We start from the raw sequence: 17,928 nt of genomic DNA, 5'->3' as shown, positions 1-17,928 counted from the left end.
CCGGATAGTAGCCGAGTGTCAGGCCTTGAGACCAAACACCTCGGTCAAATGCTGCTCGTAACGGACCACATCGGCGTCAATGTTCGGGCGTTTCATCACATCGACACACAGGAATGTCGGCAAACGGGTCATGCCGAGGAATTCGTTGGCCTTGTGGAACGGAAAGTACACCGCGTCTACACCCTTGGCTTCGAAGAAGTCAGCCGGGTCGTCGAAGGCTTGCTGCGGTGCGTTCCAGGTCAGCGACAGCATGTATTGCTTGCCGTGGATCAGGCCCCCGCTGCCGTACTTCTGCGAAGCATCCGAACGTGTGCGGCCGTCGCTGGCGTAAAGGCTGCCATGACCTTCGGTGAAGACTTCATCGATGTACTTCTTCACGGTCCACGGCGCGCCCATCCACCATCCGGGCATCTGGTAAATGATCACATCGGCCCAGAGGAACTTGGCCACTTCTTCGGCGATGTCATAGCCTTCGTCGATAAAGGTGGTTTTGATATCAACACCGCCACGATCCAGAACGCTCAAAGCGGCTTCATGCAGGGTGGTGTTGTAGCGGCCATCGGAGTGGGCGAATTTTTTGCCGCCGTTGAGTAACAGGACTTTTTTCATGGGGGATCTCGGGAAGAGTTGAATTCGATGGCGGCAGAATATCGATCCGACTCACGCGGAGTAAGCGGCGAAGCGGCAAAACTCATTTGACCAATACGCACGAATCAACTGTTTATTATTGACTTAGAATTTGGTCAATTCTGAGTTCAAGGTGATTTTTTGATGAGTGAAATCCAAGGCTTTATCCTGCACGCCAAGACCCGCCCGGAAAAATCCGACGCTTTTGAAACGTTTTTCAGTCGTTATGTAGAAGCGAGTCGCGCCGAGCCCGGCTGCATCGAATACCACATGCTGCGGGACAAACAGGACCCGTCGCTGTTCATCTTTTATGAGATCTGGCAATCCCAGGCCCATCTCGATGTGCACTCGAATCTGCCGCACATGAAACAGTTTCTGGATCAGCGCGATGAGTACCTGGAACGGGACTTCGAGATCCGCGCCATCGAAATGATCAGCCCGTCGTCCGCTAGCCGCTGACAAGCAAATGGCCACCAAGCAAGGCCAGGCCTAGAAAAAATACGCGCTTGAACAACACGGCGCTGATTCGCTGGCGCAGCGATTGTCCCAGCCACATGCCCAGCATGGCCGGGATCAGCGCCAGCATTGATGCACTCAACTCGCCCCCACCGAGTTCGCCGCGCCATAACAGCCCACCCGCGAGCGCCAGGGTCGAGACGGTGAACGAGAGGCCGAGGGCCTGCACCTGCTCATCCTTGCTCAAACCCAGGGCTTGCAGATACGGCACCGCCGGAATCACGAACACACCCGTGGCCGAGGTGATGACGCCGGTCAGCACGCCGCACAACGGCCCGAGCCATCCTTCATTGCGTTCACTGACACGCAGTAAAGGCAGGAACAATCCGCTCAACGCATAGAGCAACAACGCCGCGCCCAATCCCCGCACCATCCAATGTCCATCGGCCATGCCGATCCACAAGGTGCCTGCCGCGGTGCCGATGAAGATCGCCAGCAACATCGGCCACAACCGTTTGAGCAGCCCCGGCAGATGCCCACCGAAAGCCAGTTGCCAGAGGTTGGTCAAGGTCGCGGGAATGATCAACAACGCCGCAGCCTGCGACGGAGCCATAGCCAGACCAAGCAGCCCCATGGCGATGGTCGGCAGGCCAAGGCCGATCACACCTTTGACCATGCCGGCCAGGAGGAAAGTCACGATCACCAGCAGTGACAGGGCCAGACCGAGGTTTTGGTAGAAGGATGCGAGTGTATTCATGGGACTATGGTGAGCCCGGCCGGGACGGTTGAAAATCTGCCATATACTGAGGCTGCCTCTTGTTTATACAGAGACTGAAATAGTATCGCGGCTAATGACGTCTTCGCTGGCAAGCCAGTTCCTGGATTTGATCGCCTGCAGGTACTGGCTTGCCAGCGAAGTTGCCGGTCCGTCCAACAACGAACTTGAGGCTGCCGATGCACTTCGACCTGACCGACCTTCGCCTCTATCTGAACATCCTCGAGACCGGCAACATCACCGCGGGCGCCGCCCGCAGTCATTTATCCCTGGCGGCGGCCAGCGCGCGGATCCGTGCAATGGAAGCATCCTTGGGTATCGCGCTTCTCGAGCGCAATCGGCGCGGTGTCAGTCCGACTTCAGCGGGTAATGCCCTGACACAACATGCGCGAGTGCTGTTGCAACAGGCCGATCGCATGCAACAAGAGCTGGCCGAATACGCCAAGGGTGTCAAAGGCCAGGTTCGATTGCTGTGCAACACCACAGCGATCACCGAGTACCTCCCGGAGCTGCTCGCGGATTTCCTGCGCGACCATCCCAACCTCGACATCGACCTGCAAGAGCTACCCAGCACGCGCATCACTCATGCCTTGCGCCAGGGTGCGGCGGAGCTCGGCATTGTCTCGGACGCGGTAGACACCCATGACTTGCAAACCCGCCCGTTTCGCGCCGATCCGCTGGTACTGATCATGCCCCGGGATCACCCACTCGCAAACACCGCGCCCCTGAGCTTCACCGACACCCTGCATCACGACTACATCGGCCTGAACGCCAACAGTGCACTGGCCGTGTACCTGGAGGAACAGGCACTGCACGCCGGGTTGCGCCTGCAGATCCGTATCCGTGCCGATGGGTTCGAAGGGGTCATGCGCATGGTGGCCCGGGGAGCCGGGCTTGGGATCGTGCCGGTTGCAGCCATCGAACGTTGGCTCGGTGAATCTGCGCTGAAGCAAATAACCCTGCAAGAGCCTTGGGCGCAGCGAAAACTTTTACTCTGCGCACGAGACTTCACGACGCTTGCCCCTTACGCCAAGGCATTGCTGGATGTCCTGACACTGCCCGCAACCCCGGCTCACTGCGTTTCTGGATAGCTCAGTGTCGAGCACAGACAACTGCTGAGCAGACCCGCGCTATAGGGTGCGACTTCAGTTCCAGCACCCACTGCCCGGAGTCATCATGACCGCACCGATCACCGTTCTTCGCGACACTCACCCGCTGCCCGTTCTCGATGCCTGCAAATGGGAAAAGCTCGAAGGCGACCCGCACACCGTCAACCTCAACGCCTATACCAGCGAAGACGGCAGCAAGATCATGGGCACCTGGATCTGCACGCCGGGCAAGTGGTACGTGGAATACGTGAAGTGGGAGTACTGCCACTTCCAGGAAGGCTACTGCATCATCACACCCGAAGGCATGGCCCCGATCCACCTGCGCGCCGGGGATATTTTTGTCATCGAGCCGGGAATGAAAGGCACGTGGGAAGTGGTGGAGACCGTGCGCAAATATTTCGTGTTTGCCTGATAAAGCAAAAGATCGCAGCCTTCGGCAGCTCCTACAGGGGAATGTATGCACCCCGTAGGAGCTGCCGAAGGCTGCGATCTTTTCTTTCTGCCAGATAAAAAACCGGAAACCCGCCCGACGCGGATTCCCGGAAATATCCTTTACTGCGGCTTACGATAGCCGTTGATGATCGCCGAGAAATCCTGACCTCCCTCCCCGCGCAAGCTCATCGCCTGATACAACTGCTGAGCCACCGCACCCAGCACCACCGGCTGGTGTGCCTGGCGCGCCGCTTCGGTCGCCAGCCCCAGATCCTTGAGCATCAGCTCGGCACCGAAACCACCGGTGTAACCGCGCGAGGCGGGCGCCGTTTCGACGATGCCCGGCCACGGGTTGTACATTTCCGAACTCCAGCAACGCCCGGTGGAGCTGTTGATGATCCCCGCCAGCACCTTGGTGTCGATGCCCAATGCATCGCCAAGTGCCATGGCTTCGCTGACGCCGACCATGGAAATCCCCAGCAGCAGGTTGTTGCAGATTTTAGCGATTTGCCCGGTGCCGACCTCCCCGCAATGAACGATGTTGCGGCCCATTTGTGCGAGTACCGGTTGCAGCGTGGCGAACAGTTCCGGGGAAGCGCCGACCATGAAGGTCAACGTCCCGGCCGCCGCACCACCCGTGCCACCGGAAACCGGTGCATCGGCCATGGCCACACCCTGTTTGGCAGCGGCAGCCGCCACATCGCGTGCAGTCTGCGGATCGATAGTGCTGCAATCCACGGCCGGCACGCCTTTTCCGATACCCGCGAGCACACCGTCCTCACCCAACCAGACGCTGCGCACGTGAACGGCGGCGGGCAGCATGGTGATCACCAGTTCCGCGCCCTCTGCCGCTTCCCGGGCCGACGCGCTGATGCTGCCGCCCAGTTGTTCAAGCTCTGCCAGCACGGTTTTGTTCAGGTCGACCAGGCGCAAGGAATGGCCGGCCTTGATCAGGTTGCGCGCCATCGGCGCGCCCATGTTGCCGAGACCGATAAAAGCGATTTTCATGTCCGGCTCCTTATCGCAGGTTGATGGTGGTATTCACACCGTCATTGACGCTGTCGTCATCGAACCAGCGGCTGGTGACAGTCTTGGTCTGAGTGTAGAACTGCACCACTTGCTTGCCATACGGACCGAGGTCGCCAAGCTTGGAACCACGGGAACCGGTGAAGCTGAAGAACGGCACCGGCACCGGAATCGGGATGTTGATACCGACCTGGCCGACGTCGATTTCACTCTGGAATTTACGCGCTGCCGCACCGCTCTGGGTGAACAGGCCCGTGCCGTTGCCGAACGGGTTGGCGTTGACCATGGCAATCGCCTCATCGAGCGTCGCGACTTCCAGCACCACCAGCACCGGGCCGAAGATTTCCTGGGTGTAGATCTGCATATCGGTGGTCACGCCGGAGAACAGGGTCGGGCCGACAAAGTTACCCTTCTCGTAGCCGGGAACCGAAATCTCACGACCGTCCAGTTCCAGTTTGGCGCCTTCCTTGATGCCGCTTTCGATCAGATCAAGAATCCGCGCCTTGGCTTTTTTCGAGATCACCGGACCGACGTCGGTACCCGCCTCGCTGCCCGCATTCACTTTGAGTTTCTGTGCCAGCGCTTTCAGATCAGGCAGCCATTGCTTGGCCGCGCCGACCAACACCACTACCGAAGTAGCCATGCAACGTTGACCGGCAGCACCAAAACCGGCACCCACCAATGCATTCAGCGCTTGTTCGCGATTGGCGTCCGGCAGCACCACGGCGTGGTTCTTGGCGCCCATCATCGATTGCACGCGCTTGCCGTGCTTACCGGCCAGGTCGTAAACGTGCGTACCGACCGCAGTCGAGCCGACGAAGGACACAGCCTTGATGTCCTTGTGGGTGCAGAGTGCGTCCACCACGTCCTTGCCGCCGTGCACGACGTTGAGCACACCGGCCGGAACGCCGGCCTCGATGGCCAGTTCCACCAGCAGCATGGTCGACATCGGGTCCTGTTCGGACGGCTTGAGTACGAAGGTATTACCGCAGGCGATGGCCATCGGGAACATCCACAGCGGAATCATCGCCGGGAAGTTGAACGGTGTGATGCCGGCGCATACGCCGATGGGCTGGCGCAGGGTGTAGGTGTCGACGCCGCCAGCGACGTTTTCGGCGAACTCGCCCATTTGCAGGCTGCCGATGGAGCAAGCGTGCTCGACCACTTCCAGCCCACGGAAAATGTCGCCTTCCGCGTCGGCAATGGTTTTGCCCTGTTCGGCGCTCAGCACCACGGCGATGCGCTTGGAGTGCTCGCGAATCAGCGCCTGGAGCTTGAGCATGATGCGCATCCGCGCACCGATGGGCGTGAGTTTCCAGGTCTGGAAGGCGCGATGGGCGGCGCTGATGGCCGCGTCGACTTCGTCGGCGGTTGCAAACGGCACTTTGGCCAGCACTTGCTGGGTCGCCGGGTTGATGATGTCGTGCCACTCGGTGGATCTGGACTCGACCCACTCGCCGTCGATCAACAATTTGACCTTTTGTACGGTAGTGTCGTTGGGCGTAAGCGATGCGTTCATGTGGGTCACCTGGACGTTGTTGTTATCAGGGGAGCCAAGGCGAGAAAGTCGCCTTGAGATGAGGCGTGTGCCGCGAATTGGTTAACGGACTGTTTTTGGAGTATAGATGTGCAAACTTCTAATAAGAACGCACATAAAAACCGGTCCAACATGCAAAAAAACATCACCTCCCTCGGTTCACTGAACTGGGATGACCTCAAGTTTTTTCTGGAAGTCGCCCGCACCCGCAAGGCCAGCACTGCCGCCAAGCGCCTGGCGGTCGACTACACCACCGTGTCTCGGCGCATCAGTTCGCTGGAGGCCGCACTGGGCACTTTGCTGTTCGAGAAGTCCCGGACCAGCGGCTTCGTCCTGACCGCCGAAGGCCAACGGTTGATGGGTTACGCGGAGTCGATTGAAAGCACCCTGCACATGGCGTGCGAGCAGGTGTCCGGCTCCGGCGTGGCGCTATCGGGCCACGTGCGCATGGGCTGCACCGAAGGCTTCGGCACGTTTTTCATCACGCCGCAGCTGAGCCACTTCATCGACACCTACCCGGCGATCTCGGTGGATATCCTGCCGCTGCCGCACTTCATCAGCCTGTCCAAGCGCGAGGCCGACATCGTCATCGCCCTGGAGCGCCCGGAGCATGGTCCATACGTCTGCTGCAAACTGTGCGACTACCGATTGCAGCTGTACGCGACCCAGGACTATCTCGACAACCACCCACCGATCAGCCGATCCACCGACTTGGCCAAACATTCGTTTATCAGCTACGTCGACGATCTGGCGTTCAGCTCGGAGCTGCTGTATCTGGCAAACGTCTTGCCCGGTGCCAGCGCCAACTTGCGCAGTACCAGCGTGATCGCGCAGTTCGTGGCGGCGCAGCAGGGCCGCTCACTGGCGATCCTGCCCTGCTTCCTCGCCGCCCAGGATCCGCGTTTGCTGCCGGTATTGCCGCAGGAGATCAACATCACCCGGCAGTTCTGGATGTACTGCCGCGAGGACCTGCGCAAGCTCAAGCGGATTACCCTGCTGTGGGATTACATCCGGGAGGTGACCGAGCGTAATCAGGCACTGTTGATGGGTGAGAGCCGGGAGATTCGGTTCGCCGACTGATCTGGCCAGCACAAGGGCTGTCAGCCGTCCCCTTCCTTCAACTCCAGCATCAAGCCGCTCAAACGCTTGACCTTGCGCCGCACCGCCTCTTCAAAAACCCCGGAGCGCGGTTCAATCAAGGTGAACCAGTCCTTGGCCCGGGTGATCCCGGTGTAGATCAGTTCCTTGGTGAGCACCGGGTTCAGGGCATCCGGCAGGATCAACGCGGTGTGGGCAAATTCCGATCCCTGGGATTTGTGCACGGTCATGGCATACACGGTTTCAACATCGTTGAGCCGACTTGGCAGAACAAAACGAACACCGCCCTGCCCATCGTTACGCGCAAAGGCCACCCGCAAGACAGGCTTGCCTGCTTGGGAACCCTCGCGCTCAGGCAGTTTGAGCGCAATGCCGATGTCGCCGTTCATCAAACCCAGACCATAATCATTACGCGTCATCAGCACGGGACGACCCTCATACCACTGCTGGTCACTGTCAATCAGCCGCGCCTTGAGCAATGCTCCGGCCACTCGCTGGTTCAAGCCCTCCACGCCCCATGGCCCTTTGCGCACGGCACACAACAACTGAAATGCGTCGAAGGCCTGCAGGACTTGGCGCGCCCACTCGGTCCAGCACGAATCTTCCAGCGGGCTATCGAGTGCTGGCCGCTGATTGCGCAGCACGTTCAAATAATGGCGATAACCTTGCGGCCCTTCACCATGGCCGTCGAGCAACAAGCGCTCCAGCGCGCGATCCTGCTCATTCTTCAGGGACAGGCAAAACACGTCCTCGTGGCTGCGTGCCGCCAACAATCTGCGGGCCTCTTCGGGCTGCTGCTGGTTGACCCATCGGGCCAACTGGCCAATTCCGCTGCCTTCGCCGAATCGCCGCGAGTGACGCAGCATTACCACTTGCTGGGCCAGCGGATGAACATTGAGGGTATCTTCGTGCAACCCGCTGGCCTCGAGGTTTTCGCCGCTGACGGCCTCCAGCCACTGACGCGTCTGCGGACTGTACCAACCGCCCTCGGCATCGCGACACAGATCCCCGAGCACGGCACCGGCCTCCACCGACGCCAACTGATCCTTGTCACCCAACAACACCAGACGGGCGTGAGGCGGCAGCGCATCGAGCAAATTGGCCATCATTTCCAGGTCGATCATCGAGGCTTCGTCCACCACCAATACATCCAGTGGCAAACGATTGGCGGCGTGATGGCGAAAATGTCGCGTCCCGGGACGGCTGCCGAGCAAACGGTGAACGGTGGTAACGTCCGACGGGATTTTATCGCGTATGGCTTGCGTGACCTTCAGCGTTCTGACCTGCTGGCTGATCGACTCGGTGAGGCGCGCCGCCGCTTTTCCGGTCGGTGCAGCGAGGCGAATACGCAGCGGCTTGCCAGCTTCCACAGCAGGTGCCTGAAGTAGAGCCAGCAAGCGCACGACCGTCGTGGTCTTGCCGGTCCCCGGACCGCCGGTCACGATGCTGAAAGCACCTCGGGTCGCCAGTGCGCAAGCCAGTTTCTGCCAGTCGATGACCTCACCGGTCCTGGCCGGACCGAACAGCTCGGTGAGGCGCTGCAAGAGATCACTCGGCGTCGCTTCGTGCGCGGCCAGGCGCTCACGCAGCAAGTTGTCGATGCGTCGCTCGTAGGTCCAATAGCGGCGCAAATACAGGCGTTTTCCTGACAAGACCAACGGCCGCTGCTGTACCGCTTCACGCGGGTCTGCCGCCAATGCAACCAGACTGCTGGATGCCAGCACCTTGCACCAATGCCCGCCGTCCACGGCCTCCAGCAACTGCGACGGAAGCAACATCACGCCACTCTGCTGATCACCTTCCGGAGGCAACGACAACGCGAAGTCCGGCTCTTTGAGTGTTTCGAACAGATCCAGGCAGACATGGCCGTGACCCAATTGGTGACTGGTCAACGCTGCCGCCAGCAACACCAACGGGTCATCATCGGGAGCCAGCTCATGGAGAAAGGCAACGAAAGCTTTGTCCAGCGACCGCAGCCAGCCTCGCTCGACCCAGCGTGTGAGCAATCTCAGCAAATCGTCGGCGCGATCCAAAGGTTTGATATCTACAAGGCTGTCGGCAACCGTCAGCACGTCGGCGAAAGTGCGGCTCATAGCAATACTCCCTGTTCCCAGGCGGGTTCGGCCTTGGGTTGCGGTTTACCCTGGAACAGCCGGTCCAGTTGTTCGATCAACTCCCTTGGCGGTCGGGCGAAATACGCACCCTGGCTCGGCGCCCGCGACCCCCGCAGGAACAGGTACAACGCACCTCCGACATGTCGGTCGTAGTCGTAATCGGCAAGCCGGGCCTTGAGTTGGCGATGCAAAGCCAGAAGGTACAGCACGTATTGCAGGTCATATCGGTTGTCGAGAACAGACTGCTCCATCGCCTGCGCGGTATAGGCTCCGTCATCGACGCCGAGCCAATTGGACTTGTAGTCGGCGACATAATAGCGGCCGTCGTGCTCGAAGGTCAGATCGATAAAACCCTTGAACATCCCATTGAGCATCACCGGTTCGGCCGCCACACGGACCACGCCGTCATGGGTGTATTGGCAGACCAATGCATCGAGCTTGAGCACGTCGACTTTGTGGCTGGCAAACCAGAACTCCATCTCGACCTGGTACTGACTCAACTCTTCAAGAACCACGGGAGCCTGCCCGCTACCAACAGGCAGTGCGGACTTGAGCAGATGCTGCAACCAGTCACTGAGCGTGGTAATCCAGCCTTCCCAGCCACGGCGATTACAGCGGCGGGCGATAGCGTCTTCCACGGCTTTGGGCGTGGCGCAAAAACCTTCGTTACCCGCCCACTCGAGCAAACCATGGAGAAAAGTACCGGGATTCGGACCACGCGGGAATCGATGGATATCGGCACCGCCAGCGATCATCTCCCGGGGAGCCTGTGGATCGAGACGTTCGTCGTCAAAGAGTTTCTGGGCCTGCGGGCTCTCGGGCGCCTCATCGCTGCCGATACTCAGACTGTCACCTATGCGCAAGGCACTGTAGGAGGCGATCCACCAGTTTTCACTGGCCTTGCGCTTGGGAATCAACGGGGCCAGCAACGCCGCCGTGTTCTGCGGCGGATGGTAAAGCTCGGCACTGGCTTCTGGCAGGTCACTGCAACCTATCGCCGGACAGTCCTGTTGCAGGTCTCGCAACCAGATACTCAGCCCCGCCGATTCGCCCAGTGAAGCGCCGCCGCCCAACAGATAACCCAATGCCGACAGGTGCAGCACCGAGTTGTGGTTATTGCCGCGCTTGAGATCGGTCACCCCCAACCAGCACGCATGCTGCGCCCGGGTCAGTGCCACATAGAGCAAGCGCAGATCTTCGGCCAGACGTTCGTCGTCGGCCAGGGCGATCAACTCGGGCGTCGGGCTCAACGTCACTTGAGCCTTGCCCGTGGCGTCGTGGTAATGCAACGGCAGGCGACTGCCATCCACCGGTTTCGCCGAACAAATGAACGGCAGGAACACCAAGGGATACTCAAGTCCTTTGGACTTGTGAATGGTCACCACCTTGACCAGTTGCTCATCGCTTTCCAGCCGCAGTATCTGCTCTTCGCCGGCCTGACCGGACAACGCCAGATGCTCGCAGAGATGCCGTATCAACGCCTGCTCTCCATCCAGTTCAGCGGCAGCCTGCTGCAGCAACTCGGACAGGTGCAAAAGGTTGGTCAACACCCGCTCGCCATCGTTGCGGGCGATCAATGACTGGGGCAACCGAAAGTCGTGCAGCAGGCGGCGCAGCATCGGCAAGACACCCTGCTTGCGCCACAGCTCACGATATCCGCGAAACTGCATGACCCGCGCTTCCCAGGCCAGTTCGTCCTGGTTCAACTGCTCCAACTCTGCCAGCGACAGGTTCAACGTGAGGCTGGCCAATGCGGCGCGCAGCGGTCGCTCGACATCCGGCTCGGCACAGGCCTTCAACCACGTGAGAACGTCGTGAGCTTCCTGCGCGGCGAACACTGAATCCTTGTCCGACAGATAAACACTGCGCACGCCTCGGGCAGCCAGCTCTGCGCGCACGGCCTGCGCCTCCTTGCCATCTCGGACAAGGATCGCGATGTCCGCGGGCATCAGGCCTTTGAATTCGTTGTCACGCAGGAAGCCCGCTCGACCTTGTTGTCCACCGTTGAGCAATGCCGTGATTTCACTGGCACACGCCGCGGCAAGTTGCTTTCGATACACCGCACCGGACAACGGTTGCTCGGCGGGCAAGTGCCAGATATTCAGCGCGGGGACGCACTGATGGTTGATCTGCAGAACTTCTTTGCGCCCCTGCGAATCGACCGGCAGGAACGGGACAGGGTTATCACCGTCTTTCTCGCGAAACAGGAAAGCTCCGCGTCCGGACTCGCGACACTCGGCATACTCAAACACATGGTTCACGGCATCGACCATGCCGTGGCTGGAGCGGAAGTTGGTGCCCAATGTATGCAGGCGCCCGGTGGTTGCCTGACGGGCGCGAAGGTAGGTGTAGATGTCGGCACCGCGGAAGGCGTAGATCGCCTGTTTCGGGTCGCCGATCAGGAACAGACCGCTTTCTGGATTGTTGTCCTCAACGCGGTAGATGCTTTCGAAGATTCGGTATTGCACCGGGTCGGTGTCCTGGAACTCATCGATCAGCGCGACCGGGAACTGTTCGCGGATCAAGGTCGCCAGTCGCTCACCACCGTCGGACTGCAATGCCGCGTCGAGGCGCAGCAGCATGTCGTCAAAACCCATTTCGGCACGGCGACGCTTTTCCTCCTCGAACCGCGCACCAACCCAATGGGCAGCGTGTTGCAATACGGCGGCATCGGGCGTCGGCAAACTGTCGAGACTGGCTTTCAGACCGGACATGGCATCCAGACCAGGATGGCTGGGCACTTCACCCTTCTTCCAGGCCTCGGCCATACCGTCGGGTGTAAGACGCGTGAAGCCGGTACCGATATCCAGTTGCTCGATGGTTTCGTCTTCAGCCCAGGCTTTGATTTTTTCAAACCATGATTCGAAGTAACGGACCTGCATCTTGCGTCCGTCGACACTTTTGCTGGCGACACCTTCGTGACAGATCGCCAACAACTCGTCGGCCCATCGACACCAGGGCTGCTTGAGCTCAAGCAATGCGGCTCGTCGTTCCTGCAAACATTCGCTGATCAACGTTGCGGGCTCTTTACCGGCTAAGGTGTCCCGCTCACTGGAAAACAGTCCTCGAATTCGCGGCAGCAAAGCAGCCGGCCCGCCCCAGTTGCCGCGCACCCAGCTCAGGGCATCGCCTTGCATGGGGTAGCAAAACAATCGCCAATAGTCGCGCAGCACTTCGCCGAGCAGATCGCTGTGATCGGTTTCCAGTGTCTGGGTGAACAGACTTCCACTGTCGAACGCGTGTTCGCGCAACATGCGCTGACACCAACTGTGAATGGTCGACACGGCTGCTTCGTCCATCCATTGCGCGGCGATGTCGAGGCGATTTGCACAGCCTGGCCAGAGCTCGGCCGGATATTGATCACGCAGTTCGCCTATCAGTGCATCCGGAGCGGGGGTTTCATCGCGAAAGAATCGTGCGGCTTCAGCCAGTCGCGTGCGAATGCGCTCGCGCAGTTCTTTGGTGGCAGCGTCGGTAAACGTCACAACGAGGATTTGCGGAGGTAACAGCTCACGTCCGAAACCATTGGACTCCCCGCCATGGCCGAGGACCAGGCGCAGGTAGAGCGCAGAGATCGTGAAAGTCTTGCCGGTGCCGGCGCTGGCTTCGATCAACTGGCTGCCGCGCAGCGGAAATGCCAGGGCCAGCGGTGTCTTGGTGGTCATGGGCGGGCCTCGTCGCTGGACAATGAACGCCAAGAGGCTTCGAGCAACGGTCGATACAGAGCGTCGCACCAGTCGAAAAACGTCTCGTCGGCGGTCAACGCGTCGTAATCGGCAAACTGTCGAGCAAGCGCGAGGCTTTCACGTCGCTCTCCATTGGTAGTCAATCCATCACCTTCATAGGCTTTTCGAGCGGCTGCTTCGGCTTTGACCCTATCGGTCTGACCCAACCAGGCAAAAGCGGTTTTGATCGCGATCGGAAGTGGCTGACGCATGCCCGATTGCCAAGCGAGCAACAGGTCTTCCAGTATTCGTTGTGCTGACTCCACCTGCATTGGAGCGAGTACCAGACTGTCATCACTGGCCACCAACGCGGTGGTCATCGACAGACCGCTGGCGCAAGCAACCAGATGATTGACCCACGGCCGAGTCAGACGATGCCATTTGCGGGACTTGATCGAACCGATGCTGTTGGGGATTGTGGTCACAGACAGCAAACCACCGTCTGCCCGTTGATGCAGACCACTGAGCCACCCCTCAATGCGCAAGGCATGCGACGACAGACTTACCGGTAATGCGCTGGTCAGCGGAGTTGGCCATAGCGCCAGGAGTTGTTGGTAGCGTTGCAGCAAATCCGGCAACGGCTCAATCAACTCTCGCTGGAGGCATTCACCAAAGCCCGCCATTGGCAGCAATCCACTGTTCTGAAGACGCCGGGCCTGCAGATGCAACGCCTGATCGGTGTCATCCAGGTCTGCCATTGCGGCTTCAAGCAAACGGTCACTCAGGCTGTAGCGTTGCAAGGCATCAAGGACAAAGGGCTCCTCATCGGCGAGAGGCGCTTCGGCAGCCTCGAAAAACACTTTCAGCCGCTGACTGAAGAAGTGTCGCACGGGGTTGCGCAGAAAATCCTGCAACTGACCGAGCGTAAGCGGCTCATCCTGAACGTGGGCGCCAAGCAACTCGATGTCGACCGTTGGCTCCGTCAATCGATGAAGCACTTGCCACTCGTTGGCGTAGCTGAACAGGTCATCGCCTTCGTGAAAATAACGGGCACTGAATGGTTGCAGGGGATGTTCCCGGGTAATCGCGTCAAGCAGGTCTCCCGCGGAATTGGCAAGCTGCCAGCCGCTGGCCAGGTGGTCCCGTAGCTGGCCAATCAGCACCGATGCGGGTCTTTCACTGTTGTCGCGAATACTTCGGCCAACCCAACTGATATAGAGCTGCTCACGTGCGGATAAAAGCGCTTCGAGCAGCAAGTAGCGGTCGTCTTCGCGCCGCGAGCGATCACCGGGGCGGTAATCACTGCCCATGAGATCGAAGTCCAGCGGTGGCTGTGCCCGCGGGTAGTCGCCGTCATTCATGCCTAGCAGGCAAACCAATTTGAACGGGATCGCACGCATGGGCATCAAGGTGCAAAAATTGACCGCTCCCGCCAAGAAGCGTTGGGACAAGCGCCCCTGATCAAGACCGGCAAGCCAGGCTTCGCGGACAACGGTCAGCGGCAGTTCGTCTAGCAGTCCTACTGATTCACAACTCTCAAGCCAGGCTTCGCGCAACGTTTCCAGCTGGCTCAGCAAATAGTCGTCGTGTTCATTACTGGCCTGAAAGAACAGCGCTACCAATGCCTGCAAGCGCAGGCTCCATTGCTGGGGAGATGCTGGTTGTGCCAGTTCGTGGTGAGCGATCTCAAGTGCATCCAGCAATGCAACCAACGGACCTATGAGCGCAGCATCAAGACCACCGATCTCGTCGTATGGCTCGATTTCTCCACAGGCACTGCCGTTGCCAACCGCGTAACCGAGCAACATTCGCCGCAGCCCGAAACGCCAACTGTTTTGCTCCAGCGCTTGCGGCAGGCCAAGACCTGCACGCTGCTGCGCGTTTATGCCCCAACGAATACCCGCGCCTTCGATCCAGCGGTGCAGGGTCGGCAGGTCACGCTCCTCTACGCCAAAGCGGGCACGTAATGCAGGAACGTCCAATAGATCAAGAATCTCGCTAACAGGGAAACGACTGTCCGGCAGCTTGAGCAAATGTTCGACGGCAATCAGCAACGGATCACGACCACGCTGCCCCTGATCGGCCAGTGTGAAGGGGATGAATCGCGGATCATGTCGCTCAAGCTGACCGAACACTGCACGGATATGCGGTGCATAGCTGTCGATGTCGGGGACCATCACGATCACGTCACGAGGACGTAACAGGGGATTTTCGCTGAAGCGCGCGAGCAGTTGATCGTGCAGGATCTCTACTTCGCGCTGAGCGCTATGAGCGATGTGGAAACGGATCGACTCGTCCTCGTCCAGGCTCACAGATGGCCATAACTCGCGAGTCTCATTCAGGGGACGTAGTTCCAGGATGTCATCCTGCAACTGGTTGAGCATATTCAGTGGTTGGCTTTCGCTGAACAGGTCGATGCGACCGTCGCGAAATGCCGAGCGATAACTGTTGGGATCGTCGTAGCTGTCCAGCAGATTGATGTAGTCCCGTCCCTGCTTGCCCCAGGCAGCCAGTAGCGGATGGGCATGCTGATGAAGCGTTGTGGAATCGAGTACAACCGGCATGCCACTCTTGCGAGCCTGACGCTTGTATTGATGCCGCAAGAGGTCTTTATCGGCGACGATGTCTGCCCAATGGTGACGACATGGGTTATGTACGCACAGCAGAACCTGGCTGAAGCGAGCCAGCCCCGCCAGAGCTTCAAGGGCTTGAGCGGGCAGTGAGGAAATGCCGAAAACGATAACCCGTGAAGGCAACCCTGGTGGAGCATCATTGAGGTTGTTGATGCGCTCGATAAACCGCTGATGGACGCCGGCACGGCTTTGCGCCATGCCCTCTTCACCAACATCCAATAGAAGTGCACGCCACAGCTCAGCCTGCCAGCAATTGGCTGCAGTCAGTGGCTTGGTTTCTCCTCTGCCGCTGCGCAATTGGTGCCTACCTTCTGCCCAGTCTTCGAGCCAATCGGCGCGGTACACCTGATACTGGTCGAACAGGTCCGCTAGCCGCTCAGACAACTGATAGCGCTTGCGCAGATCGGAGTCATTGGTCAAGAAGCGCTGTAACGGCTCGAAGTGTGGTTCATTGATCAATTGCGGCAGCAGGCGCATCAGACGCCAGGTCAGCGGCGCTTTATCAAGCAAGGACTTGACCGGGATTTCGTCTCGACCCAGGACCATACGATAGAGCTGCCACATGAAACTGCCGGGCAACTGCACATCGATGGCTGCGGCAATTCCACAGCCTCCCATGTCGTCATCTTCAGCGTCTTCAGCCAGTGCTAATTTCAGCCATTGGGCGATGCCGTTGCTCTGCACCAGGGCGATTTCATTTTCCAGGGGGGCCAGCGGGTAACGCCGCATCCAGCTCACCACCAGGCTGCGTAACTCGTCCAGGCGGTTACCGTGAACCACCATAAAACCAGCACTGAGGGACGTTGCGTCCGGCATAAAGGCCTCCTTGGAAAGCGCAAATCGAGGGACGACTTTAGCATTGAAGGCGACTTGCTTCATGTGTAGGAGCGAGCGATGGTCGTTAACGGTAACGCGTACTTACTGACTAAACGCAGCCCTCCTGAGTCCATCGCGAGCAAGCTCGCTCGCGCAGGAAAAAAAGGCGCAAAAACAAAACCCCAACTGCTTTCGCAATTGGGGTTTCGGAATTTAATCTTGACGATGACCTACTCTCACATGGGGAAACCCCACACTACCATCGGCGATGCATCGTTTCACTGCTGAGTTCGGGATGGGATCAGGTGGTTCCAATGCTCTATGGTCGTCAAGAAATTCGGGTACCGAATCGTGGCCAGCTGGCCGCGCTTCAGCAAATTGGGGATGTGATAGCTTGGTGTTTTGTGAGTATTTCGAACTTTCGGTTCATTGCGTCTTCACACACCGCAATCTGGCCTTTCGACTCAAATTGCTTGGGTGTTATATGGTCAAGCCTCACGGGCAATTAGTATTGGTTAGCTCAACGCCTCACAGCGCTTACACACCCAACCTATCAACGTCGTAGTCTTCGACGGCCCTTCAGGGGACTCAAGGTCCCAGTGAGATCTCATCTTGAGGCTAGTTTCCCGCTTAGATGCTTTCAGCGGTTATCTATTCCGAACATAGCTACCCGGCAATGCCACTGGCGTGACAACCGGAACACCAGAGGTTCGTCCACTCCGGTCCTCTCGTACTAGGAGCAGCCCCTCTCAAATCTCAAACGTCCACGGCAGATAGGGACCGAACTGTCTCACGACGTTCTAAACCCAGCTCGCGTACCACTTTAAATGGCGAACAGCCATACCCTTGGGACCGGCTTCAGCCCCAGGATGTGATGAGCCGACATCGAGGTGCCAAACACCGCCGTCGATATGAACTCTTGGGCGGTATCAGCCTGTTATCCCCGGAGTACCTTTTATCCGTTGAGCGATGGCCCTTCCATACAGAACCACCGGATCACTAAGACCTACTTTCGTACCTGCTCGACGTGTCTGTCTCGCAGTCAAGCGCGCTTTTGCCTTTATACTCTACGACCGATTTCCGACCGGTCTGAGCGCACCTTCGTACTCCTCCGTTACTCTTTAGGAGGAGACCGCCCCAGTCAAACTACCCACCATACACTGTCCTCGATCCGGATAACGGACCTGAGTTAGAACCTCAAAGTTGCCAGGGTGGTATTTCAAGGTTGGCTCCACGCGAACTGGCGTCCACGCTTCAAAGCCTCCCACCTATCCTACACAAGCAAATTCAAAGTCCAGTGCAAAGCTATAGTAAAGGTTCACGGGGTCTTTCCGTCTAGCCGCGGATACACTGCATCTTCACAGCGATTTCAATTTCACTGAGTCTCGGGTGGAGACAGCGCCGCCATCGTTACGCCATTCGTGCAGGTCGGAACTTACCCGACAAGGAATTTCGCTACCTTAGGACCGTTATAGTTACGGCCGCCGTTTACCGGGGCTTCGATCAAGAGCTTCGCGTTAGCTAACCCCATCAATTAACCTTCCGGCACCGGGCAGGCGTCACACCCTATACGTCCACTTTCGTGTTTGCAGAGTGCTGTGTTTTTAATAAACAGTCGCAGCGGCCTGGTATCTTCGACC

At 58.8% G+C, this 17,928-nt stretch carries 11 protein-coding genes and 2 rRNA genes; 4 read left to right on the top strand and 9 right to left on the bottom strand.

Features of this window, described 5'->3' with window-relative positions:
• Positions 1-18: 18 nt before the first annotated feature.
• Positions 19-609, bottom strand: a complete 591-nt coding sequence (locus AD668_RS02605; protein ID WP_053154246.1) for an NAD(P)H-dependent oxidoreductase — start codon at positions 607-609, stop codon at positions 19-21.
• A gap of 162 nt (positions 610-771) precedes the next feature.
• Here AD668_RS02605 and AD668_RS02600 point away from each other — a divergent pair, with 162 nt between their 5' ends.
• Positions 772-1,086, top strand: coding sequence for a putative quinol monooxygenase (locus AD668_RS02600; protein ID WP_053154243.1), 315 nt, complete (start codon positions 772-774; stop codon positions 1,084-1,086).
• Here AD668_RS02600 and AD668_RS02595 read toward each other — a convergent pair.
• Positions 1,076-1,840, bottom strand: coding sequence for a sulfite exporter TauE/SafE family protein (locus AD668_RS02595; protein ID WP_053154240.1), 765 nt, complete (start codon positions 1,838-1,840; stop codon positions 1,076-1,078). The two genes, AD668_RS02600 and AD668_RS02595, sit on opposite strands and share 11 nt — an antisense overlap.
• A 197-nt stretch (positions 1,841-2,037) precedes the next feature.
• On the opposite strand from AD668_RS02595, the gene AD668_RS02590 reads away from it, so the two are divergent.
• Both AD668_RS02590 and AD668_RS02585 read left to right on the top strand, forming a co-directional pair.
• A complete protein-coding gene (locus AD668_RS02590) occupies positions 2,038-2,949 on the top strand; it encodes a LysR family transcriptional regulator (protein ID WP_053154237.1) in 912 nt (303 codons plus the stop codon).
• 85 nt (positions 2,950-3,034) lie between these two features.
• Positions 3,035-3,379, top strand: a complete 345-nt coding sequence (locus tag AD668_RS02585) for a cupin domain-containing protein (RefSeq protein WP_007900627.1) — start codon at positions 3,035-3,037, stop codon at positions 3,377-3,379.
• 140 nt (positions 3,380-3,519) lie between these two features.
• Here AD668_RS02585 and mmsB read toward each other — a convergent pair whose 3' ends face one another.
• Positions 3,520-4,407, bottom strand: coding sequence for a 3-hydroxyisobutyrate dehydrogenase (gene mmsB, locus AD668_RS02580; protein WP_053154234.1), 888 nt, complete (start codon positions 4,405-4,407; stop codon positions 3,520-3,522).
• Between the two features lie 10 nt (positions 4,408-4,417).
• A complete protein-coding gene (locus tag AD668_RS02575; RefSeq protein WP_053154231.1) occupies positions 4,418-5,944 on the bottom strand; it encodes a CoA-acylating methylmalonate-semialdehyde dehydrogenase in 1,527 nt (508 codons plus the stop codon).
• A 150-nt stretch (positions 5,945-6,094) separates the two neighbouring features.
• On the opposite strand from AD668_RS02575, the gene AD668_RS02570 reads away from it, so the two are divergent.
• Positions 6,095-7,042, top strand: a complete 948-nt coding sequence (locus AD668_RS02570; protein WP_053154228.1) for a LysR family transcriptional regulator — start codon at positions 6,095-6,097, stop codon at positions 7,040-7,042.
• 20 nt (positions 7,043-7,062) lie between these two features.
• Here the strand turns inward: AD668_RS02570 and recD are convergent, their stop codons facing one another.
• The 5 genes from recD to AD668_RS02545 all read right to left on the bottom strand — a co-directional run.
• Positions 7,063-9,153: an exodeoxyribonuclease V subunit alpha gene (recD, locus tag AD668_RS02565; RefSeq protein WP_053154225.1), complete on the bottom strand. Its 2,091-nt coding sequence runs from the start codon at positions 9,151-9,153 to the stop codon at positions 7,063-7,065.
• Positions 9,150-12,839 (bottom strand): exodeoxyribonuclease V subunit beta, encoded by a 3,690-nt coding sequence (recB, locus tag AD668_RS02560; protein ID WP_053154223.1) that lies wholly within the window; start codon positions 12,837-12,839, stop codon positions 9,150-9,152. Before recB ends, recD begins: the two co-directional genes overlap by 4 nt.
• A complete protein-coding gene (gene recC / locus AD668_RS02555) occupies positions 12,836-16,288 on the bottom strand; it encodes an exodeoxyribonuclease V subunit gamma (protein ID WP_053154218.1) in 3,453 nt (1,150 codons plus the stop codon). The genes recB and recC overlap by 4 nt, the downstream gene beginning before the upstream one ends.
• 217 nt (positions 16,289-16,505) lie before the next feature.
• A 5S ribosomal RNA gene (gene rrf / locus AD668_RS02550) occupies positions 16,506-16,621 on the bottom strand.
• Between the two features lie 151 nt (positions 16,622-16,772).
• Positions 16,773-17,928, bottom strand: a 23S ribosomal RNA gene (locus tag AD668_RS02545); the annotation flags it as partial.

The sequence above is a fragment of the Pseudomonas sp. P1.8 genome, assembly GCF_001269805.1.
Lineage (GTDB): Bacteria > Pseudomonadota > Gammaproteobacteria > Pseudomonadales > Pseudomonadaceae > Aquipseudomonas.
The sequence above is the reverse complement of the archived record's forward strand: the minus strand, read 5'-3'. Positions and strand labels throughout refer to the sequence as shown.